Genomic DNA, 21,816 nt, shown 5'->3' on the forward strand with positions numbered 1-21,816 from the left:
CGCGGGCCGGTGTCAAAGGCGTCGAAATCTGGCTGGGCCAGCGCCGCCAAAATCTCGCGGGCGCGGTCAGCGCGGAAGTTCAGGCAGAAAAAGCCATCGCCATCCTTGGCACCGTTAAAGCCTGCGATGATCGTGGGCTGAATGAATTCATCGGTTTCGTTGCGGGCATAGGCATCGATCACGGCCTGTGTGGCCTCGGGGGCGTGCAACCCATCGGCGCGGGTGATCGCATGAAAGGCGCGCGATACCCGATCCCAGCGATTGTCGCGGTCCATCGCGAAATAGCGGCCAATCACCGTGCCGATGCGCGCGCCAATGGGCAGATTGCCCTGAAGCTCGGTGATGAAGCCAAGCGCTGATTGCGGCGGAACATCGCGACCATCGGTGATGGCGTGAACCACGACGGGAACGCCTTGATCGGTCAGAACCCGCAGCGTCGCCAGCAGATGGGCGATGTGACCATGCACCCCACCGTCAGAAACCACGCCCATGACATGAGCAGTGCCACCATTCATGCGCATCTGTGCCACGAAATCATCGATCGCAGCATTGCGGGCAAAGCTGCCATCCTCGATCGCCAGATCGATCTGGCCCAGGTCCATCGCCACAACCCGGCCTGCGCCGATATTGGTATGGCCGACCTCGGAATTGCCCATCTGGCCGCGCGGCAAGCCGACATCGGGACCGTAAGTCACCAGCGTCGCATGCGGATCCTGCCTCATCAGCCGATCGAAGTTCGGCGTATCTGCCTGATCCGGCGCACTTTGTTCGAGGCGATCTGAAATGCCCCAGCCGTCGAGAATACACAGGACGACAGGTTTAGGATGGTTCATCTGGGCCTCGACAATCTTCGGCATTGTTCTAAGCCCGCAAACCCGCGTGAGCAAGGATTTGCGGTCAATATGCCTAAAGAGGTCTTAATCGGACCAGTTTCACGCAAACCGGTGTTAACCTGCAGCCTCGGCGGCAATCTGAGCGGCGGATTTGCGGCCGCGTTCGGTTGCGGATTTCAGCTGGCCGCAGGCCGCCATGATATCCTCGCCGCGCGGTGTGCGGATCGGGCTGGCATAGCCGGCCTTGTAGATGATGTCGGCAAAAGCCTCGATCCGGTCCCAGCTTGAGCGCTTATAGGGCGCACCCGGCCATTCGTTAAAGGGGATCAGGTTGATCTTGGCGGGAATGCCGCGGATCAGTTTGACCAGTCGGCGCGCATCGGCATCGCTGTCATTGACCCCGTCCAGCATCACATATTCAAAGGTGATCCGTTCGGAATTCGACAGGCGCGGGTAGTCGCGCAGCGTCGCAAGCAAAGCCTCGATGTTCCATTTCTTGTTGATCGGAACCAGGCGGTCGCGGACCTCATCGGTGGTCGCGTGAAAGCTGATCGCCAGAAGGCAGCCGATTTCCTCGGCGGTTTTGGCGATTTCGGGAACGACGCCGCTGGTCGACAGGGTGATGCGGCGGCGCGAAAGGCTGATGCCCTCGCCATCCATCACCACTTGCATGGCGTTGCGAACATTGTCGAAGTTGTAAAGCGGCTCGCCCATGCCCATCAGCACGACGTTCGACACAAGGCGGGTTTCATCCCGCGGCGCACCCGGCACCGGCCATTCGTTCAGATCATCGCGCGCGACCATGACCTGACCGACAATCTCGCCCGCCGTCAGGTTGCGCACCAGCTTTTGCGTGCCCGTGTGGCAGAACGAGCAGGTCAGCGTGCAGCCCACCTGCGAGCTGATGCAAAGGGTGCCGCGATTTTCCTCGGGAATATAGACGGCCTCGACCTCATGCCCGCCTGCGATGCGCAGCAGATATTTGCGCGTGCCATCTTCCGAGATCTGGCGCGTCACGATTTCCGGGATCGCGATCTCAAAATGCGTGGCCAGAAAGGCACGGTAATCCTTGGCCAGATTGGTCATCAGCGCGAAATCACGCACGCCCCAGTGATAGATCCACTGCCAGATCTGGCCGACGCGCATCTTGGCTTGCTTGGCTGGGGTGCCAGCCTCGACAAGGGCGCTAAGCAGTTCCTCGCGGGTGAGGCCCACGATGTTTTTCAGCGCAGCTTCAGGAAGCTTGCGAGGGATGGTCAGAACATCCTGCGTGATCGGGGCGGCGTTAAGCATGACATCAACCGGGGAATGAGGAAAGCCAGCCAAATATGGGGTCTTTCGCAAATTTTCAATGGAAAAAGCCCCGGCCTGACGGTCGGGGCTGTAAATTCACTGTGTCGCCCTGGCCGGGGCGGCGCTTATTTGCAGTTCGACTGCGCTGCATTCGTGGCTGCGGTAATCCCCGACAGCGAGAAAGAATCAGCCGTGGTCGTGCCGCGTGCCGAACGCCCGGTCACGACGGCCGACGAGCCGCCGCGCAGCGCTGCGACCAATTTGGCATCTTCGGCAGGCGAGCCGGCCCAAGCATTTTCACCCTCGGTGAAGAGGTTGAATTTGTTGCCACCGATATTGACCTCGACGGTCGAATCCGGTGCGAAAGGATAGCCACCCGAGAACGAAACCTCGCCCGACGATCCTTTGCGATAGGACACGTAAAGGCGGATGTCGCCACGGTTTACCTGTGTCGGCTTGCCGTCCTTGGTGTTTTGCGAGGATTTCGGTGCGGAAACCGCCCAGCACTCCTTGGGGCTGCTGGCTGCAAAAACAGTCCAATCGCCCTCAGTGGCAATAACATTGGTCGAATCCTGAGCGAGCACCGGAGCGGATTGAGCGGCGATCGCGATCAAGGTTACTGCCGCTGCGGTCCGCAGCGCGGGGATATTCATGCTCTGGCCTCCTGCCAATATCCGATTTACCGGACTTGTTTCGGATTACGGTGGTCTTTTCAACCGTCTGTGCACAGAATAATGCGAAACTGTCGCCCGGCAAAAGCCCTGCGAGCAGGAAATCGCGCAATTGTCAGAGGAAATATGGCAAAAACAGCAGCGGAACTGATTGAGCTATGGCGTGGAGGCCTGCGAGAGAGCACGCACCTGGGCCATGTCGTCATCGCGGATGCGCATGGCATCGTCGAAGCATGGGGTGATCCGACCGCCACGGTCTTTCCCCGTTCCTCGTGCAAAATGCTGCAAGCCTTGCCCTTGATCGAAAGCGGCGCGGCGGATCGGGTGGGACTTTCGTCGCGTCAGCTGGCGCTGGCTTGTGCCAGCCACCAGGGCGCGGATATCCACACAAAGGCTGTGGCACAATGGCTGGACGGGATCGGGCTGAGCGAGCGGGATCTGCGCTGCGGCTCGCATATGCCGCGCGATCCGGTCGAGAACCGTCGCCTGACCTGCTCGGACGAGGCGCCATGTCAGCTGCACAACAACTGCTCGGGCAAGCACGCGGGGTTTTTGACGCTTAATCAGCACCTTGGTGGCGGCACCGAATATGTCGAGCTGGATCATCCGGTTCAAAAAGCCGTTCGCGAAGCCTTTGAGGATGTCACCGGCGAGACGGCCAAAGGCTGGGGAATCGACGGTTGCTCGGCGCCGAATTTCGCCTGCAGCATCGAAGGTCTGGCGCAGTCGATGGCGGGCTTTGCCAATCCCGGCAAAGGCGTGCGTGGCGAGGCGCAGCGGCGGCTATATGAAGCTATGGTCGCCCATCCCGAGCTGGTTGCCGGCGAGGGGCGGGCCTGCACCGAGCTGATGCGCGCCATGGCGGGCCGCGCTGCCGTCAAGACCGGGGCCGAAGCCGTCTTTGTCGCGATCATCCCCGAGATGGGGCTGGGCATTGCGCTGAAAATCATCGATGGCGGAACGCGCGGGTCCGAGGCCGCGATCACCGCGCTTTTGATCAATCTGGGATTGATCGAGAAAGACCATCCGGTGGCCGCGAAATATCTGAATGGATCGCTGACCAATTGCCGTGGCATGCATACGGGTGAATTGCGGACCTCACGCGGGTTTCCGCGTTAGGCGCGGTCACTCTGGGGCACCGCGAGGCAGGGTGGAAGAAAAGCTGGGGGCCTTGCGCCCCCAGACCCCCGCAGGGTATTTCGTGATGAAGAAGGGGCTGGCGCCGGCGGCAGCAGGTCGGTTGGCGTCTTGATCGTTTCGGAGCGGTCGGGTTTAGCCGAGCAATTGCCAGATCAGGCGCAGGGCCAGTGCCGATGAGGTGATGACGAGGAGCGGCTTGATCACCTTTGCCCCGATGCGCATCGCCAGTCTTGCGCCAAGCACAGCGCCCACGACCTGGGCGGCCGCCATCAGCAGGCCGAGGATCCATAACGGCTGTCCCACCACGGAAAATGCCAGCAAACTGCCAAGGTTCGAGGCAAAGTTCAGCATTTTGGTATGCGCGGTGGCTTTGAGGATGCCGTATCCGGCCAGCATGACGAAGCTGAGCATGTAAAATGCTCCGGCGCCGGGGCCAAGTAATCCGTCGTAAAAGCCGATCAGTGGCACGATCAACGCGGTAAAGACCGCAGGCTTTAGTCTTTGGACGCGGTCACGATCATCAAGGCCGGGTTTCAGCGCGAAAAAGACGGCGATGGCGATCAAGAGGACCGGAAGCAGGTAACGCAAGGCCTGGGTCGGGATGTAGCTGACCAAGAGCGCCCCGCAAAGGCCCGCGACAAAGGCCACCAAAGCGGCCTTGATCTGTCGCATGGGTTGGACATGGCCGCGCCGGGCATAGCTGATGGCTGCGGTTGCAGCGCCAAAGGCGCCTTGGACCTTATTGGTAGCCAGCGCCTGTGCCGGGGGCACGCCCGCCAGCATCAGCGCGGGCAGGGTGATCAGCCCGCCGCCGCCCGCGATGGAATCGACAAAGCCTGCCGCGAAGGCGGCGGCGATCAGCATCAGGGTGAGATCGAGCGAAAGTTCCAGCATGGCCGCCCTTTGCGCCGCCCTATGAGCAAAGTAAAGGGGTCAGCTGCGCGGATGGGCAGCACGGTAGACCGCCAGCAGATGTGCATCATCGACGCCGGTATAGACCTGCGTGGTCGACAGGCTGGCATGGCCCAGAAGTTCCTGGATCGTCCGCAGATCGCCCCCCGCCGCCAGAAGATGGGTCGCGAAGGAGTGGCGCAGGGCATGTGGTGTGGCGGTTGGAGGCAGGCCAAGCCGATGACGCGCAAGCTTCATCGCCTGTGCCACGATGCCGGAGTTTAACCGGCCGCCTCTGACGCCACGAAAAAGCGGCTGATCGGGGCTGATCGTCCAAGGGCATTGGCGCAGATAATCGGCGACGGCCTGATAGGCCGCGGGCAGCACCGGGACCTGCCTTTCGCGCCCGCCCTTTCCCCGGATCAGCAGATTGTCGCGAAAGGGCCAGTCGCGCCCGTCGAGGTTGAGGGCCTCGGAGATGCGCAGGCCGCACCCGTAAAGCAGCGTCAGAACCGCCAGATCGCGCGCGGCGACCCAGGGGGTGTCGTGCCCTTCGGCCGCCATTTCCAGCACATCCATCGCCTGAGCCGGGGCCAGCGGGCGTGGCAGCGTTCGCGTAAAGCGCGGGCTGCGCGTATTCAGCACCTTTGAGGGCTCAAAGCCCTCGCGGTCGGCAAGCCATCGGATAAAGCTGCGTACCGCCGACAATCTGCGCGCCAAAGAGCGTGCGCCCAGACCCCGCGCCCGTTCGGATCCCGCAAAGGCGCGGATGTCGGTTTGGTTGAGACTGCCCAGATTGCCTGGCAGGGCAGGCTCGGCGCGGTAATGGCCCAGGAAATGCAGAAAGGCCAAAAGATCGGCCTGATAGGCTTGTATCGTGTGATCCGAGCGGTCGCGCGTGGCGCGTTCGCCCTGCAGCCAACGCGACAGCGCATCCGACATGGCCGGGGCAAGCGCCAGCCCCGGCATGGAATCTTGGGTGCCATCGGGCAAGCGGCCGCCCATCTGGTTTATTCGCGCAGCCAGCCCAGCAGGGCCAGACGAAAGGTTTGCGTGAAAAAGCGCAGCAGATCGGTGCCGTGGCTTGGCGAGAAGCGATCGCCGTCACTTGAGCCCATCAGCAAAAGCGCGGGCCAGCGACCGGTGCCAAGATCAATCGGCAGCAGGGCTTCGGATCGGATCGCCACCCCGGCAGGGTGTAGCGGCTGGGTGAGCGCGGTTGCGCTGCGCAAGATGATCGCATCGCCGCGCTTGTTGGGCGGACCTGCCGCGATCAGCTGGGCCAAGGCGCCCGCAGGGACAACCTGCACGGCGCTGGCGATACCTTGGGGAAGCTGGGCCGGACCACCGGTTTCAAAGATCAGGCGCAGCGATTCCAGGCGCAGGATGGGGGCGACCGTGGTTTCGAGAGCGGCCAGAAATGCTGCGAAATCGCTGGGTTCGAGCAGGGCCAGAACCGCGCGGTGGATGATATTCATCCCCGATTGGTTCTCGTAAGCATTCGAGATCACCGACTCGTGGGTGACCTCAAGGCGCGACAGGCGCTCTTCGAGAGCCTCCATTGCGCGGCCACGTATATCGATGACATTCTCGCCGATTTCGGCCTCGCGCGCGCCAATCAGCGCGCGCATCAGGTCTCGATCGCCGAGAATGAGTTCAGGCCGCGAGAGCAGCTGCTGCCGGGTATCGTCGGCAAGCACCTGCGGGCTGGCGGCGGTCTCGGGGGCAGCGCTCTCGTGCTCTGCCATCAGACGATCTTCTGGCCGGTTTTGGCCCAATCGGCGTTGAACTGTGCCAGGCCCTTGTCGGTCAGAACATGGCTGGCCATGGCTTTGATGACCGCAGGCGGTGCGGTGATGACATCAGCGCCGATACGCGCGGCATCGGTGATGTGGTTGACCGAGCGGATCGAGGCGGCAAGGATCTGCGTCTTGTAGTCGTAGTTGTCATAGATCTCGCGGATATCCGAGATCAGCTGCATGCCGTCCAGATTGATGTCATCAAGACGTCCGATGAAGGGGCTGATGAAGGTCGCGCCCGCCTTGGCAGCCAAGATTGCCTGAGCCGAAGAAAAGCACAGCGTCACATTCAGCTTGTGGCCTTCGCCCGACAACACCTTGCACGCCTTGAGGCCGTCCCAGGTCAGCGGAACTTTGATCGTGATATTCGACGCGATCTTTGCCAGGTGGCGGCCTTCGGTGATCATGCCTTCGGCGTCATTGGCGACAACCTCGGCACTGACCGGGCCTGCGACCATCTCGCAGATCTCGCGGGTGACTTCTTCGATATTGCGCCCCGATTTCAGGATCAGCGACGGGTTGGTCGTTACGCCATCGACCATGCCCAGATCGTTCAGTTCACGGATCGCATCAACATCGGCGGTATCGACAAAGAATTTCATGGCACGTGGCCCCTGTATTTTCGGAAATTGCAACGGGTTTAGCGTAAATTCTGATGCGCGGAAAGGGCGACGACGCGACGACATCCGGGCCTTGCGCCCCCAGGCCGCAAACCGGGCGGCTTAGCGGTGCCCCAAGACCGCCATGGCTTGCGGCGGGTGCTTGCGACGTGCCAAGCTCTGGCGCGTTTGACCGCCTGCAATGGACGTCAAATCGCTAAATTCCTATCTTCAGAAGGTCTCCGATGCCCGCAGTTACAACACCCATGGATCTCTTGCCCTCTTTTGTCGAAATGCTTGTCGCGGGACCGATCATGGCGATTTATGCCCCGCTGTTTTCTGTGTTCGGCGTCTTGGGCGTGGGCTTTTAGGAACGACAATACTGATGGCCGAGGCCCCCACCTATTTCGTCCACGGGACGCGGATTTCCGTTCTGACCCAAGAGCCTGTCGGCTTTTTGGACTATCTTGCCCCCGAAGGGGGTGTCCGGCCGGGACAGCTGGTTTTGGTCCCCTTGGGGCCGCGCCGGGTGATGGGCGCGGTATGGGGGCCGGGGCAGGGCGGCTTTGATGCTGCCAAATTGCGCGCGGTCTCGCGCGTGATCGAGGCCGAGCCGCTGACGCCCGAGATGATGGAATTCCTGACGCGGATGGGGGAATATACCCTGACGCCGATGCCGTTGATGCTGCGCATCGCGACCCGTGCGCCGGATTTGGATCAGCCGCCCTCGGCGCGGCGTATCCTGCATCTGGGCGGAGCCAATCCCGAGCGGATGACCGAAGCGCGCGAGGCGGTCTTGCGCGTGATCGCAGATCACGCTGGCGCGGGCTTTGCCCCTGCTGAGCTGGCACAGCTGGCCGGGGTCTCGGCCGGGGTGGTCAAAGGTCTGGTCGAGACGGGAACGCTGGTTGAAACCCTTGCGCCGCGGGATTTGCCTTATCCCCGGCTGGACCCCAATCTGCCCGGCAAGCCCTTGGCACCCGATCAGGCCGCCGCATCTGACAGCCTGCGCGCCGAGATTGCGCGCCAGAGCTATGGCACCACGCTTTTGCGCGGTGTCACCGGATCGGGAAAAACCGAAGTCTATCTTGAGGCGGTTGCCGAATGTCTGCGGCAGGGGCGGCAGGCCTTGGTTCTTTTGCCTGAAATCGCGCTGTCATCTGAATTTTTGAACCGGGTCGAGGCCAGATTCGGGCAGCGTCCGGGCGAATGGCATTCCGGCATCACCCGATCCGAGCGCAGGCGCCTGTGGCAAATGGCCGGGCGCGGCGAGGTGCAATTGGTCGTCGGCGCGCGCTCGGCGTTGTTTTTGCCCTATCGCGATCTGGGCCTGATCGTCGTCGATGAGGAACACGACGGCTCGTACAAGCAAGATGACGGTGTCTATTACAGCGCCCGCGACATGTCGGTGCTGCGCGCGTCGATCTGCGGTGCGCATGTCGTGCTGGCCTCGGCCACCCCTTCGATTGAAAGCTGGGTCAATGCGCAATCGGGCAAATACAGCCGTATCGACCTGCGCTCGCGGTATGGTGGGGCGGAATTGCCCGAGATGGGGGCGATCGACCTGCGCTCTGAAGATCTGCCCTCGGGGCAGTGGATCTCGCCGTCACTGGAGCGGGCGGTGCGCGCGCGACTTGAGCGGGGCGAGCAATCCTTGCTGTTTTTGAACCGGCGTGGCTATGCGCCGGTGACGGTCTGTCGCGCCTGCGGCCAGCAGATCGGTTGCGATCATTGCGATGCGCGCATGGTCGAACATCGCTTTCAAAATCGCCTTGTCTGCCATCAATGCGGCGAGACAAAACCCATTCCCCATGCCTGTCCCCATTGTCAGGTCGAGGGCAAGCTGGCGGCAGTCGGCCCCGGGGTCGAGCGTCTGGCCGAAGAGGTGACGGCGCGCTTTCCGCAGGCGCGCATGTCGGTCCTGTCCTCTGATCTGTTCAACTCGGCCCGCGCGCTGAAGGCCGCCATCGCAGAGATTTCCAGCGGTGGCACGGATATCATCATCGGCACCCAGATCGTGGCCAAGGGCCATAACTTTCCCCGTTTGACGCTGGTCGGGGTGATCGATGCCGATCTGGGGTTGCAAGGTGCCGATCTGCGCGCGGCCGAGCGCAGTTTCCAATTGATGCGGCAGGTCGCGGGACGGGCAGGGCGCGAAGGGGGCGATGCGCCGGGCGTCGCGCTTTTGCAGACCCACCAGCCCGACCACCCCGTTATCCGCGCCATCCTGTCGGGCGAGGATGAGGATTTTTGGGATGCCGAAGCCACGTCGCGCCGTCAGGCGGGAATGCCGCCCTTTGGTCGGCTGGCGGGGATTATCCTGTCCCATCCTGATCAGCATATTGTCGAAGGCTATGCCCGTGAAATGGCGCGCCGCGCCGAACCTTTGCGTCAGGCAGGGGCCGAACTATACGGCCCCGCACCTGCACCCATCGCCCGGGTGCGGGGGCGGTTCCGGGTGCGGATGCTGATCAAGGCGCCGCGTCAGGCCGCCATTCAGACGGCAATTTCAGATTGGCTGGCTCGTCTTCCCAAGGCGCCAAACAATCTGCGCCTGTCAGTCGATATCGACCCGCAAAGCTTTTTCTAGACCTTTGCGCAGGGGCGGGTCACGCCAGCTGGCATCGCGCCGGCTGGCCACTCGAGCGATGTGGCAACCCGGCGGCGTGCTGCGAAAAATGCGCTATATATGCGCAATATGTCTTGGAAACTTTGCCCAGATATGTACCTGCTGCGCGGAAGGATTTACATATCACGAGGGTTCCATGTCGCCTGCCACTTCGCCGCGTCCGGCCAGCTTAGCGTTTTTAATTGCAACCTATCTGGGCCTTTTGATCGGCGGGATCGTCCTTTTCTATGTGATCATCTTCGTGATGGAAGAATTCGCGGGCCTCGCTTTCCCCGAAAACAACAGCATGGGCTTGATCCTGATCGCAGTGGCCACGATGACGACCGGCCAGATTTGGTACAACCGAGAGCGGGTAGAGCCCTCGTCACGGCGCAAATGGGTTTTGGCGCTGTGCCTGACGGTGGTGACGGTTGCCATTCAAGCGGCATTCATCTGGATGGTGGCATCCGTGGCGGGGCAGCTGAGCCAGTTCACGCGCGAGTTGGGCGGCAGGGATGGCACGTTGATCATCGGTGTTTTCGCCTTCCTGATCGTGCTGGAATTGCTGATGATCCGCGCAAGCGTTTGGTGGGGTGTGCGTGGTGCGATTAAGCAAGAGCAGCGCAAAGCCGCCAAAGAGGCATTGCCGCGCTAAGGCAGGCTGCGCCGCGCCAACTGCTTGGAGCTGAGGGCGCGAGTCGCGCCCGAAGGTCGGGCCGTGTCGATAGCGATGGGGCTTGGGCAGACCGTGCAAGGCAGGCGGTGCAGGGCTTGGGCCGATAGTTCAGGCCGGTCCACGCGCATGGTCCTTGGGGTGATCGATCCCAGGAAAAGGGATCCCACGAGGATGGCCGGGGCAGGCTGCCCCGCGCTGGTGGCTGGTTTCACCCGCAGCGCAGGCCTTGGGCTGAACCTTCCCCAATTGGGCCGCCTTATTCGGCCCAATCGACATCGGTGGTAAAGGCGATGGTCAGCCAGCGGTCTGGCCCAGCCTCGCCCAACTCTGTGCCGATCTGGTCGCGAATGCGGTCCCATTCCTCTAGGCGGCGCGGCGGCAGGCCTTGTGGCACGATGAAATACAGCTCGATCTGGCGGCCACGGCCAACGCGGGCGACATAGGCGCGATAGGTCAGAAAGCCATAGCGCGCGACAATCCCCTCGGCGACATCATCGACTTGCTTTTTCATATCCGCCGGGGTGACCAGCAAAATATCGGAAAAGGCCTGCATCACCGTGCCAATGGGCATCGGGATCACGAAGAGACACACCAGCGCCAGCACCGCCGGGTCGACATAGGGCGACATCCAGTCATATTGGGTGCCCGTAATCGCCCAGCCAAAGATGAACCCCAGCAAAAGCGCACCTGTCAACGCCGCCGAGACCATCCAGGCCTTGGCATCCAGCTCGATGAAATTCGAGCCGATCTTGCGGTTGGCGCGGCGCACATAGACGGCCATGGCGCTGGCCACCAGCAATTGGGTGACGGCAAAGACCATGGCGCGGCCAAATTCGACCTGATGACCATTGCCCAACAAGCTGCCCACCGCACCAATCAGCGCGGTCAGCGCCGTGCCGATCAGCAGCACCCCACTTAGCCCCAGCACCATCGGTTCAAGGTGCCAAAAGCCCATGGTGAAGTGCTGGACCAGCTTGGCCCTTGTGCTTTCGGCCAGCGATGATGTGATCAGCTTCGAGACGAGCAAAGCCACCATCGTCATGCTGGCATCCAGCAGCGAATAAATCCCGTCGAAGATGATCGAGCCAGAGCCGATGAACAGCCCATAAAGCACCCCGAAAGCCGCCAACAGGAACGTTACGGCGATCGAGAGCCGCAAGACGCCTTGTTCGGTTTTCATCGACTTTTTCCTTTGATCGTCATGTCATTTGCCCCGCAACATCGGCGAGGACTTGGGGCTGATTGCGGCCATTGAGCAAAGCCTATGGCACAAGTCGGTCATAGAAAGGCGGCAGGTTTGAACCCGCATGCCCGCCCTTGCTTGCTGTCCCCGACCGGGTGGTCACGGACGCGCATTCCCCCTAAAGCTGTAGTGTCTCTAGCAGATCTGACAGGACATTTGCCAGCCTGTCTGCCCATTCCTGCTGTCCGGCGCTGTCGCGGATCAGGTCATTGCGGATTTCGATCAGCACATTGGGGCGGCCATGGGCCAATGCGTGCTGATCGATGGAATCACCCTCGAGATGGCCCGAATAGGGTTCATTATCACCCGTGATCCAGCCATTGTCGCGGCAGATCTGGACCAGGGGCGGGCCAAGCCGCTCGTCACGGTGCGAATAAAGGATGCCGACCTGCCAGGGACGCGGGGGGCGGCCTTTCAATTGCGGGGTAAAGCTGTGAATGGCGCAAATCGCCCGCCTGGGATGGGCCGCGGCCAAGCGGGCATAGGCCTGATGATAGGGGCGATAAAGCCGGTCGATCCGCTGCTGGCGGCCCTCGTCATCCAGCGCGCGATTGGCAGGAATGACCGTTCCGTCATAGATGCGCATCAACAGCGTGGGGTCATCGTCGCCACGGTTTGGGTCAATGACCAGCCGCGAGAAATCCGACAGGATTGCCGGCGCATCCAGCCGCTCGGCCAGGGCGATGCTCAGGCCAGCTGCCCCGACATCATAGGCGATGTGGCGGGCCATATCTTCGGGGGCAATGCCAAGGCTGCCGCCGCCGACCCAATCGGGAACGTGATTGGTCGCATGGTCGCAAGTCACCAACCAGCGAGAGCTGCGGTCCTCGCCATAGGTCGCAAAGGGCTGTGTCGTCATGTTCTCGTCGCTGATTTCCGTGCAACAATAGCCTGCTGAAAGATGAAGTGCCAGTTGCCGCAGCTAAAGCAATCGGCCATAGATAGCGCGCACGATAGCGCAAACATGAGAAGGAAGACGTGGATGAGACGGCATCGCAAGGTCAAGATCGTAGCAACTTTGGGACCGGCATCCAGCGACCACGCCACCATCAAGGCGCTGTTTGAAGCCGGGGCAGATGTGTTTCGCCTGAACATGAGCCACGGCACCCATGCCGAGCAAAAAGCGCGCTATGACATTATTCGTGAAATCGAGGCAGAAACCGGGCGCCCGATTGCCGTTCTGGCCGATCTGCAAGGCCCCAAACTGCGCGTTGGCGTCTTTGATGCGCCCGCGCATGATCTGAAAGAAGGTCAGGCCTTTCGCGTCGATCTTAGCGATGCGCCGGGCGATGAAACCCGTGTTCAGCTGCCCCATCCCGAGATTTTTGCCGCGCTTGAGACCGGCTCGACCCTGCTGGTCAACGATGGCAAGATCCGCCTGCGCGTGGAAAGCTGCGGCCCGGATTTCGCAAATTGCGTGGTGACTGTTGGCGGCACGATCTCGAATCGCAAGGGCGTGAACGTCCCGGACGTGCTGTTGCCGCTGGCCGCGCTGTCGGACAAGGATCGTCAAGATCTGGAATTCGCCTGTGAGCTGGGCGTTGATTGGTTGGCCCTGTCCTTCGTTCAGCGCCCCGAAGATGTGATCGAGGCGCGCAATCTGACCAAAGGTCGCGCGGCCATCCTGTCCAAAATCGAAAAACCCGCCGCAGTGCGCGCTTTTGCCGAAATCCTGAAAGTCTCGGACGGGATCATGGTGGCGCGCGGCGATTTGGGGGTCGAGCTGCCGGTTTACTCGGTCCCGCCGATCCAGAAGCGTTTGGTGCGCGCGTGCCGCGCGGCTGCAAAGCCGGTGATCGTTGCGACTCAGATGCTGGAATCGATGATCGAAAGCCCGATGCCGACCCGCGCCGAGGTCAGCGACGTGGCAACCGCCATCTATGAAGGTGCGGATGCGGTCATGTTGTCCGCCGAAAGTGCTGCGGGTGCTTGGCCGGTCGAGGCCGTGGCAACCATGGACAGCGTCGCGCGCTCGGTCGAAAGCGATCCGACCTATCGCGAGGTCATCGAAAGCTCGCGCAATATCAATCGCCAGACGATTGCCGATGCGATTGTGGCCTCGGCCCGCGAAGTTGCGGAAAATACCGATATCGTCGCCATTTGTGCCTTTACCCAATCGGGAACGACCGTCAGCCTGACCGCACGTGAGCGTCCGCGCGTGCCGATCATCGCCATGTGCGCGGTCGAAAGCACGCTGCGCCGTTTGTGTCTGACCTGGGGCGCGCATTGCGTCAAAACCCCCGAGTTGGAGCGTTTCAAGCAAGCCGTGGTCAATGCGGCCAAAGCGGCGCGTGAATTCGGCTTTGCCAATGAAACCCAGAATATCGCCGTGGTCGCGGGCGTGCCCTTCAAGACGCCGGGCACGACGAATATTCTGCGCGTGGCTCCTTGTGACGAGCGCTTGATCTATCGCACCGATCCGGAATAATCCGACCAGATATGGGATAAGATAACAGCGAGGGTGACATGATCGATCTTCTTCTGATCGTAGGTTCAGGGCTATGCGTGGCCTCGATCGTGATGGCGATCATTGCCGTGGCGCGCACCCAAGCCCCGCGCAGCGCGGCAATCGCGCTGATGATGGGGGTGTTGCTGCTGTTGCTGGGCGCGAAATCCGACCCGGCAGCCGTCAACCCCGAGAACATGCTGGGGGCGTGGAAGCGTCTTTTCGCAGGTCAGGTTTCGCTGTCGGTTCCCGTCGAGGCACCGAGTGTCCCGGCACCCGATGTTGCGCCTGCCGTTGACGGCGGTGCTTCGGGTGCCGCGAATACGCCTGCCACAGACACGCCTGCCACATCCGCGCCCGCTGCTGCCACAAGCAGCCAGTAAGCGCTTGCCTTTTTTCGCGCGGCCCCATAAAGGCTGCACTCCACCCGCGCTTCCGGCCGATTGGCATTGCCGAGTCGCGCGTTCACTCTGACCGCAAGGAGAGTAAAATGCCGAAGATGAAGACCAAAGCGGCCGCCAAAAAGCGGTTCTCTTTCACTGCCTCGGGCAAAGTTAAAGCTGGCCCGGCTGGCAAGCGCCACGGCATGATCAAACGCTCGACGAAGTTCATCCGCGATGTCACCGGGACCATGGTCCTGTGCGACGCGGATGCGAAAATCGTCAAGAAATACATGCCTTACAACCGCTAAGGAGAACCAGACATGGCACGAGTTAAATCGGGTAAAGTCACCCACGCACGCCACAAGAAGGTTCTTGACGCGGCGAAAGGCTATTACGGCAACCGTTCGCGCAACTTCCGCACCGCGACTCAGGCTGTCGACAAAGCCAACCAATACGCGACCCGCGACCGTAAGAACCGCAAGCGCACCTTCCGCGCTCTGTGGATCCAGCGGATCAACGCGGCAGTCCGTGCGATCGATCCGGCGCTGACCTATTCGCGCTTCATCGCTGCCCTTGCAAAAGCAGGCATCGAAGTTGACCGCAAAGTCCTTGCTGATCTGGCCGTTCACGAGCCGGAAGCGTTCAACGCGATCGTTGAAAAAGCACGCGCTGCAGCCTGAAATCAGGCCTTTGGTACCTAAGATTAAAGCCCGCGCCTTTGGTGCGGGCTTTTTTCATGTCCGCCTTTTACCAAGCTTTGCCGATCCCTGACTTACTGTGGCTGAGCTGGGCTGCGGTTTGGGGGCGGCCTGATGAAACTGCGCCTTGGCTAGGCTTTGCCAGCGCCGCACGCTATCACAAGCCCCAAACATGGAGGCTTGGATGTTTGTCCTTTACCACAATCCGAAATGCTCGACCTCGCGCAAGGTTCTGGATCTGATCCGTGACGCGGGTCACGAGCCGGTCGTGATCGACTATCTCAAGGACGGCTGGACGCGCAGCCAGCTTTTGGGCCTTTTTGCAGCGGCCGATATTACCCCTGTTCAAGCCCTGCGGGTCAAAAACACCCCCGCAGAAGAGTTGGGCCTGATTGGAGCGGATGACGAGACGATCCTGGCCGCCATGACCCAGCACCCGATGCTGGTCGAGCGTCCGATTGTTGCATCAGCCAAAGGCGTTCGGTTGTGTCGCCCGGTGGAACGGCTGAGCGAAGTGCTGTAAGGCTTTTCCCCAAAGCCTGCGCGTGCTAATCCGCGCGGGCAATTCAGGAAAGCCGCCATGTCCGATATCGAAGCCCTTCGCTCTACCTACCTGACCCGCATCATGGACGCCGCCGATGCGCCTGCGCTGGAAGAGGTCCGTCTTGCCGCGCTTGGCAAGAAGGGCGAGATCAGCGGCAAGATGAAGGAACTGGGCAAAATGAGCCCGGAAGAGCGTCAGACCACTGGCGCCGCTCTGAACCGTCTGCGTGACGAAATCGACACCGCCCTGCGCGCGCGCCGCGAGGGTATGGAGAACGCGGCACTGGATGCCCGTCTTGCCGCCGAATGGCTGGATGTGACCCTTCCGGGCCGTCCGCGCCGTCAGGGCTCGATCCATCCGGTTAGCCAGGTCATCGAAGAAGTCACCGAGATTTTCGCCGATATGGGCTTTGCCGTGGCTGAAGGCCCGCAGGTCGAAAGCGATTGGTATAACTTCGACGCGCTCAATATCGCCCCCGAGCATCCCGCGCGTCAGGAGCATGACACCTTCTTCATGGCTCGTGCCGAAGGCGACGACCGCCCGCCGCATGTTCTGCGCACCCATACCTCGCCCGTGCAGATCCGCGCGATGGAAAAGACCGGCGCCCCCATTCGCGTGATCGCGCCGGGTCGCGTTTATCGCATGGATATGGACCAGACCCATACGCCGATGTTCCATCAGGTCGAGGGCATGGCGATTGGCAAAGACATCTCGATGGGGAACCTGAAATGGACGCTGGAAGAATTCTGCCGCGCCTTCTTCGAGGTCGATAACGTCGAGCTGCGCTTCCGCGCCAGCCATTTCCCCTTCACCGAGCCTTCGGCCGAGGTCGATATCCGCTGCTCGTGGGAAGGCGGCAAGCTGACCATTGGCGAGGGGGATTCGTGGCTGGAAATCCTCGGCTCGGGGATGATGCATCCCAAAGTGCTAAAGGCCGGTGGCATCGATCCCGACAAATGGCAGGGCTTTGCATTCGGCATGGGCATCGACCGTATTGCCATGCTGAAATATGGGATCCCGGATCTGCGCGCTTTCTTTGAAAGCGACCTGCGCTGGTTGCGCCATTATGGTTTCGCTGCGGGCGATGTGCCAAGCGTCAGCGGTGGTCTGTCGCGGTAAGCCTGCAAGATTAACTACGCTTAAACATGCCCGAAGCCGCGCTGGCTTTGGGCATGTTTCATTTTGGGCCCAGCTTGGCCTGTCCAACCTGGGCCCGCTCCACCCGGTGCCCTGTCACTTGGGTCCTGTCACCTGGACCCATGGGGTGCCGGCGAGGGCGCAAATTAAGTCCGCGAGGATGCTGCAGTGAAATCGCTGGTCAGCTTGTCACGCAATTGGTTGCGCTGCTCGTTGACCATGCCGGGAATCAGGAAGAGGTCCACCAGCATCCAGATCCCAAGTGCGGCCAAAAGGATCAGGCCAATTCCGATCGGCAGGGTCACAGCCCCAAGGATCGCCAGAACCAGCATCGTGATACCTGTTCCGGTCTTGCCCAGATAAAAGCGGTGGATGCCCAGCCCGCCAACGAAAATCCACAGCAGATAGGCCAGCAGCGGCGACTTGGCGTCATTGCTGATGCGCTGCTCGATAAGCATTTGCTGTTGCGTGTCCAAATTCATGTTTCACCTGTCAAAACGCGCCATTCACAAGATTGTGTACGACAGAATCGCCACGTCTAATCCGCGCGTCTTAACAATTGGTTAATGGGTGGCGGCCCTAAAAGGTCGAACCCAGTCGCCGCCGGATCTGATCCTTGTCATCCTGAATCATCCCCGGGATCAGGAAAATGTCGATGATCACCCAGATCGAGATCAGCCCCACCAATGGCCAGCCGATCAGCAGCGGCGTGAGCAGCCAACCGATCGCCCATAGGATCAGCATGATGATGCCCGAGGTCCAGCGCCCCAGATACATCCGATGCACGCCAAAGCCCCAAAGAAAGAACAGAAGCAAATAGGCGACAAGCGGCGACTTGGCGTCATTGGCGACGCGCTGTTCGATCAGCAGTTCGCGCTCGATGCTCATGGGGCGATGATCCTTTCCGAAAGGGTTTGGTTCATGTTGCCCCTTTCAGATAGGGTGCAAAGGCTGGGGTGCAAGGGTAAAGCCAACCCTACCATTCCCCCCGAACCTGCGTTAAAACCCCGTCCAAACCTGACGGAGCCGCGCTATGAAATTCACCCTCTCCTGGCTCAAAGAGCATCTTGATACGACCGCCACCCTTGATGAAATCACCGAGGCGCTGACCGATCTGGGTCTTGAGGTCGAAGGGGTTGCCAATCCTGCTGCCAAGCTGGGCACCTTTACCCTTGCCAAGATCCTGGATGCTCAGCAGCACCCGGACGCTGATCGTCTGCGGGTCTGCCGCGTCATGACCGATGAGGGCGAAAAGCAGATCGTCTGCGGCGCGCCCAATGCGCGCACGGGCATCACCGTCGTGCTGGCGAAACCGGGCGATTATGTGCCGGGCATCGATACCACGCTTGGCGTCGGCAAGATCCGTGGCATTGAAAGCCATGGCATGATGGCCTCTGAGCGCGAGCTGGAGCTGTCGGACGAACACAATGGCATCATCGAGCTGCCCTCGGGTGAGGTTGGCGAGAAATTTGTCGATTGGCTGGCGGCCAACCGTCCCGATCAGGTCGAGCCGGTCATCGAGATCAAGATCACGCCGAACCGTCCCGATGCGCTTGGCATCCATGGGGTGGCGCGCGATCTGGCTGCACGCGGTCTGGGCAAGCTGAAGCCGGTCCCCGAAGTCAGCATCGCGGGCAGTTTTGACAGCCCGATCACCGTTTCGATCACGGCCGATGCTCAGAAAGGTGCGCCCTATTTCACGGGCCGCCTGATCCGTGGCGTCAAAAACGGCCCCTCGCCGGAATGGCTGCAAAAGCGACTTAAGGCGATCGGGCTGCGTCCGATCTCGACGCTTGTCGATATCACCAACTATTTCACCTTCGACTTGAACCGGCCGCTGCATGTCTTTGATGCCGACAAGGTCAAGGGCGATCTGACCGTGCGCATGGCGCAACCCGGCGATGAAATTCTGGCACTGGATGGCAAGACCTATCAGCTGCCTGAAATCGCCATGGTCATTGCCGATGAGAATGGCCCGGAAAGCATTGCCGGCATCATGGGCGGTGAGCTGACGGGTTGCACCGATGAGACCGTGAACGTCTTTCTTGAAAGCGCCTATTGGGATGCAATTACCGTGGCCGCCATTGGCCGCAAGATGAAGCTGTCCTCGGATGCGCGCTACCGCTTTGAGCGCGGGGTTGACCCGGCTTTCACCCTGCCGGGGCTGGAGCTTGCGACGCAGATGATCCTGGATCTGTGCGGCGGCACCCCCTCGCATGTCGTGACGGCGGGCGCCTTGCCCGATACGGCGCGCGCTTACCGTCTTGATGTTGCGCGCACGGCCAGCCTGGTCGGCATGGAGATCGACGAGGCCACCCAGCGCAAGACGCTGGAAGATCTGGGCTTTGTCATGCAAGGCGATATGGCGCAGGTGCCAAGCTGGCGTCCCGATGTGCTGGGCGAGGCCGATCTGGTCGAAGAAATCGCCCGCATCGCCAGCCTGACCAAATTGCAGGGCCAGCCTCTGCCGCGCCCGCAAGCGGGTGTGCCCAAGCCCGTACTAACCGCGCAGCAGGTCCGCGAAAAGGCCGCGCGCCGGATGGCCGCCAGCCTTGGCTATAATGAGGCCGTGACCTACAGCTTCATCGACCAGCCCGCAGCCGAGGCCTTTGGCGGCGGCACCGATGCCACCCGGATCGAAAACCCGATCAGCAGCGAAATGACCCACCTGCGGCCCGATCTGCTGCCGGGCCTTCTGGCGGCGGCGGCGCGCAATCAGGCGCGTGGCTTTGCCGATCTGGCGCTCTTTGAATGCGGCCCGATCTTTTCGGGCGGCGAACCGGGCCAGCAGGCCACGCAGATCACCGGTCTTTTGGTTGGCGCAAGTGCCCCACGCGATCCCTTTGGTTCGCGCCGTGCGGTCGATCTTTATGATGCCAAGGCCGATGCCGAGGCGATCCTTGCAACGGTCGGTGCGCCGCAAAAGGTGCAGATCAACCGCAAGCTGGACGCATGGTGGCACCCCGGACGCTCGGGCGTCATGGCGCTTGGCCCCAATAAGCTGGCAACCTTTGGCGAGGTTCACCCGCGCATCCTGAAGCAATTCGGGATCAAGGGCGCAGCCGTGGCCTTTACGGTGAACCTGCAAAACATCCCGCTGCTCAAGGTGAAGACACTGACCCGGCCGGCGCTGGAAAACTCGGATCTGCAAGCGGTCGAGCGTGACTTTGCCTTTGTCGTGGATGCACGGGTCGAGGCGCTGACCTTGGTCAATGCCGCTGCCGGAGCCGATAAGGCGCTGATCGAGAAAGTCTCGGTCTTTGACCAGTTCACCGGGATCGAGGGCGACAAAAAGTCGATCGCGATCACGGTTCGGCTGCAGCCGAAAGACAAGACCCTGACCGATGCCGAGATTGAGGCGGTTGGCGCGAAGATCGTCGAAAAGGTCACGAAAGCGACCGGCGGCACTTTGCGCAGCTAAGCGAGCGTTTTTGCATCTGCCAAAACAAAGCCCCGCAAGCGATTGCGGGGCTTTTTATATCACGCAGGCCAGCTCACTCAGGCCCGCTCATTAGACCGGCGTAGTGAGTGGACATTCGCGAAAGCGCGGCCCCATAATGCCAAGGGGTTCATCTGGTGAGGAAAAAGTGCGCGGCAATAGGTTTTCGGTTTCTGGATCTCGGTCCAAGACGAAAGCAAAGCGCGTTATGCCGTGCAGATGGCGGGCGTGCCGGTGCTGGCTTTGGGCGCGAATGCGGCCGTGCTCGCCTTGAGCCTCGCGGTGAACTCTGCGGTGATGCCGATGGCCGCCCCTGCCTTTGCCCTGCTTGCGCTTGTGCTGGTCTTCATCGCCTTTCGGCTGCGAGCGGGACGCGCCTCATGGGTTCCGCTGGCCTTCCTCGCCATCCTGAGCTTTCTGGGGCTCGAGCTTTTCAGCAGCTTTCACCATTTGCAGATCGTCGAGCCGTCGCGCGCCTTTGATCTGCTCGTTCTGGTGAAATGGGTGGTCCCGCTGTTCTGTCTGGCCTTGGCCTTCAGTGGCTTGCGGGGCTGGCTTTGGCTTAGGCGGAACGGCGCGGCACCAAGCTGGTAGCGGCTTTGGGGATGCAAGCGCGACAGAGGCGCGCTCGCACGATCTCTCACGACTCAGGCCCGGGTTTAGGCCCCGACCTCGATCCCGCGCTGGACGGCGGGGCGGGCCAGGAAACGGTCAAGATAGGCCTGAACGCGGGGCATCTGATCCATGCCGGTTTCAGCCTCGGCCTCGTAATTGACGCGAACCGTGCGCAGCCAGGGGCCAATCGCCATATCGGCAATCGAATATTCGCCAGTGACCCAATCGCGCCCTTCAAGCTGGCGCTCAAGAACGCCCAAAATGCGATTTGCCTCGGTCAGATAGCGGTTAAGGGGGCGTTTGTCCTCGATTTCCTTGCCCTTGTAGCGGTGGAAAAAGCCGACTTGGCCGAACATCGGGCCAAGGCCGCCCATTTGCCACATCAGCCATTGGATCGTGTGATAGCGCGCAGCCCCCGCACTTGGCAGAAACTGGCCGGTCTTGTCCCCCAGATAGATCAACATCGCCCCGGTTTCGAAAAGGCCGATCGGCTGGCCGTCAGGGCCGTTCGGATCGATCATCGCGGGGATTTTGTTGTTGGGGTTCAGCGACAGAAACTCTGGGGTAAATTGATCCTCGGGATTGCCGATACTGATGCGGTGAGCGTCGTAATCCAGCCCACATTCCTCGAGCATCACCGAGGTCTTGATCCCGTTGGGTGTGTTCAGCGTATAGAGCTGGATGACATCGGGACGTACCGGAGGCCAGCGTTTGGTGATCGGAAAGTCGAATATTGTTGTCATGCTTGCAACCCGTTGGCCGTTTGAGGAATTAGGCATTTGTGTTAACCGAAGCGAAGAT

General features: G+C 61.2%; 23 protein-coding genes and 1 pseudogene. 12 read left to right on the forward strand and 12 right to left on the reverse strand.

Translation table 11 applies throughout. The annotated features are described in order from the left end of the window. The 3 genes and pseudogenes from RTS12_RS10980 to RTS12_RS10990 form a co-directional block, all read right to left on the reverse strand. A pseudogene (locus RTS12_RS10980) lies at nt 1–833 on the reverse strand (2,3-bisphosphoglycerate-independent phosphoglycerate mutase); the annotation flags it as partial. 114 nt (nt 834–947) lie between these two features. Then, nucleotides 948–2,126, reverse strand: coding sequence for a 23S rRNA (adenine(2503)-C(2))-methyltransferase RlmN (gene rlmN, locus RTS12_RS10985; RefSeq protein ID WP_312528451.1), 1,179 nt, complete (start codon nt 2,124–2,126; stop codon nt 948–950). Nucleotides 2,127–2,251: 125 nt separating this feature from the next. After that, nucleotides 2,252–2,779, reverse strand: a complete 528-nt coding sequence (locus tag RTS12_RS10990) for an invasion associated locus B family protein (RefSeq protein ID WP_312528385.1) — start codon at nt 2,777–2,779, stop codon at nt 2,252–2,254. Between the two features lie 144 nt (nt 2,780–2,923). Here RTS12_RS10990 and RTS12_RS10995 point away from each other — a divergent pair, with 144 nt between their 5' ends. Then, a complete protein-coding gene (locus tag RTS12_RS10995) occupies nt 2,924–3,916 on the forward strand; it encodes an asparaginase (protein ID WP_312528387.1) in 993 nt (330 codons plus the stop codon). Between the two features lie 153 nt (nt 3,917–4,069). Here the strand turns inward: RTS12_RS10995 and RTS12_RS11000 are convergent, their stop codons facing one another. The 4 genes from RTS12_RS11000 to fsa are packed head-to-tail and all read right to left on the reverse strand — an operon-like array spanning nt 4,070 to nt 7,229. After that, a complete protein-coding gene (locus tag RTS12_RS11000; protein ID WP_312528390.1) occupies nt 4,070–4,831 on the reverse strand; it encodes a TSUP family transporter in 762 nt (253 codons plus the stop codon). A gap of 39 nt (nt 4,832–4,870) precedes the next feature. Next, nucleotides 4,871–5,833 (reverse strand): tyrosine recombinase XerC, encoded by a 963-nt coding sequence (locus tag RTS12_RS11005; protein WP_312528392.1) that lies wholly within the window; start codon nt 5,831–5,833, stop codon nt 4,871–4,873. 5 nt (nt 5,834–5,838) lie between these two features. Continuing rightward, the gene (locus tag RTS12_RS11010) at nt 5,839–6,576 is read right to left on the reverse strand and encodes a DUF484 family protein (protein ID WP_312528396.1); all 738 of its coding nucleotides are present in this window, start codon (nt 6,574–6,576) and stop codon (nt 5,839–5,841) included. Continuing rightward, nucleotides 6,576–7,229 carry a fructose-6-phosphate aldolase gene (gene fsa / locus RTS12_RS11015; protein WP_312528399.1) on the reverse strand — a complete coding sequence of 218 codons (654 nt, stop codon included), beginning with the start codon at nt 7,227–7,229 and terminating at the stop codon, nt 6,576–6,578. The genes RTS12_RS11010 and fsa overlap by 1 nt, the downstream gene beginning before the upstream one ends. A 242-nt stretch (nt 7,230–7,471) precedes the next feature. Here fsa and RTS12_RS11020 point away from each other — a divergent pair, with 242 nt between their 5' ends. From RTS12_RS11020 to RTS12_RS11030, 3 genes are all read left to right on the forward strand, one after another. Continuing rightward, entirely contained in the window at nt 7,472–7,597 is a 126-nt protein-coding gene (locus RTS12_RS11020) for a hypothetical protein (protein WP_312528401.1), read from the forward strand. A 14-nt stretch (nt 7,598–7,611) separates the two neighbouring features. After that, nucleotides 7,612–9,816: a primosomal protein N' gene (locus RTS12_RS11025; RefSeq protein WP_312528402.1), complete on the forward strand. Its 2,205-nt coding sequence runs from the start codon at nt 7,612–7,614 to the stop codon at nt 9,814–9,816. A gap of 175 nt (nt 9,817–9,991) precedes the next feature. Continuing rightward, nucleotides 9,992–10,489, forward strand: a complete 498-nt coding sequence (locus RTS12_RS11030; RefSeq protein WP_312528404.1) for an ABZJ_00895 family protein — start codon at nt 9,992–9,994, stop codon at nt 10,487–10,489. A 277-nt stretch (nt 10,490–10,766) separates the two neighbouring features. On the opposite strand, the gene RTS12_RS11035 is transcribed toward RTS12_RS11030, so the two are convergent. Together RTS12_RS11035 and RTS12_RS11040 are read right to left on the reverse strand one after the other, a co-directional pair. Then, a complete protein-coding gene (locus RTS12_RS11035) occupies nt 10,767–11,690 on the reverse strand; it encodes a cation transporter (protein ID WP_312528406.1) in 924 nt (307 codons plus the stop codon). A 181-nt stretch (nt 11,691–11,871) separates the two neighbouring features. After that, nucleotides 11,872–12,612: an N-formylglutamate amidohydrolase gene (locus RTS12_RS11040; protein WP_312528409.1), complete on the reverse strand. Its 741-nt coding sequence runs from the start codon at nt 12,610–12,612 to the stop codon at nt 11,872–11,874. Nucleotides 12,613–12,735: 123 nt separating this feature from the next. Here RTS12_RS11040 and pyk point away from each other — a divergent pair, with 123 nt between their 5' ends. From pyk to pheS, 6 genes are all read left to right on the forward strand, one after another. Beyond that, on the forward strand, nt 12,736–14,181 hold the full coding sequence (gene pyk, locus RTS12_RS11045) for a pyruvate kinase (RefSeq protein WP_312528412.1): 1,446 nt from the start codon (nt 12,736–12,738) through the stop codon (nt 14,179–14,181). A gap of 38 nt (nt 14,182–14,219) precedes the next feature. Beyond that, complete coding sequence (locus RTS12_RS11050) at nt 14,220–14,582, forward strand: hypothetical protein (protein WP_312528414.1); 363 nt, start codon at nt 14,220–14,222, stop codon at nt 14,580–14,582. 107 nt (nt 14,583–14,689) lie between these two features. Further along, the gene (gene rpmI / locus RTS12_RS11055) at nt 14,690–14,890 is read left to right on the forward strand and encodes a 50S ribosomal protein L35 (protein ID WP_145397818.1); all 201 of its coding nucleotides are present in this window, start codon (nt 14,690–14,692) and stop codon (nt 14,888–14,890) included. Nucleotides 14,891–14,902: 12 nt separating this feature from the next. Then, the gene (rplT, locus tag RTS12_RS11060; protein WP_312528422.1) at nt 14,903–15,262 is read left to right on the forward strand and encodes a 50S ribosomal protein L20; all 360 of its coding nucleotides are present in this window, start codon (nt 14,903–14,905) and stop codon (nt 15,260–15,262) included. Nucleotides 15,263–15,464: 202 nt separating this feature from the next. Beyond that, nucleotides 15,465–15,803, forward strand: a complete 339-nt coding sequence (locus RTS12_RS11065; protein ID WP_312528424.1) for an arsenate reductase family protein — start codon at nt 15,465–15,467, stop codon at nt 15,801–15,803. A 57-nt stretch (nt 15,804–15,860) separates the two neighbouring features. Continuing rightward, nucleotides 15,861–16,943, forward strand: coding sequence for a phenylalanine--tRNA ligase subunit alpha (pheS, locus tag RTS12_RS11070; protein WP_312528426.1), 1,083 nt, complete (start codon nt 15,861–15,863; stop codon nt 16,941–16,943). A 164-nt stretch (nt 16,944–17,107) separates the two neighbouring features. Here pheS and RTS12_RS11075 read toward each other — a convergent pair whose 3' ends face one another. Further along, nucleotides 17,108–17,443: a TM2 domain-containing protein gene (locus RTS12_RS11075; protein WP_312528428.1), complete on the reverse strand. Its 336-nt coding sequence runs from the start codon at nt 17,441–17,443 to the stop codon at nt 17,108–17,110. A gap of 97 nt (nt 17,444–17,540) precedes the next feature. Further along, a complete protein-coding gene (locus RTS12_RS11080) occupies nt 17,541–17,849 on the reverse strand; it encodes a TM2 domain-containing protein (protein WP_312528430.1) in 309 nt (102 codons plus the stop codon). A gap of 145 nt (nt 17,850–17,994) precedes the next feature. Between RTS12_RS11080 and pheT the strand changes: the two genes are divergently transcribed. Both pheT and RTS12_RS11090 read left to right on the forward strand, forming a co-directional pair. Next, complete coding sequence (pheT, locus tag RTS12_RS11085) at nt 17,995–20,382, forward strand: phenylalanine--tRNA ligase subunit beta (RefSeq protein WP_312528432.1); 2,388 nt, start codon at nt 17,995–17,997, stop codon at nt 20,380–20,382. A 237-nt stretch (nt 20,383–20,619) separates the two neighbouring features. Further along, the gene (locus RTS12_RS11090) at nt 20,620–20,994 is read left to right on the forward strand and encodes a hypothetical protein (protein WP_312528433.1); all 375 of its coding nucleotides are present in this window, start codon (nt 20,620–20,622) and stop codon (nt 20,992–20,994) included. A gap of 65 nt (nt 20,995–21,059) precedes the next feature. On the opposite strand, the gene RTS12_RS11095 is transcribed toward RTS12_RS11090, so the two are convergent. Next, on the reverse strand, nt 21,060–21,758 hold the full coding sequence (locus RTS12_RS11095) for a glutathione S-transferase C-terminal domain-containing protein (protein WP_312528435.1): 699 nt from the start codon (nt 21,756–21,758) through the stop codon (nt 21,060–21,062). Between the last annotated feature and the right edge of the window lie 58 nt (nt 21,759–21,816).

Origin of the sequence: Paracoccus sp. (in: a-proteobacteria), from assembly GCF_032007265.1 — a bacterium.
Classification (GTDB): Bacteria; Pseudomonadota; Alphaproteobacteria; order Rhodobacterales; family Rhodobacteraceae; genus Paracoccus.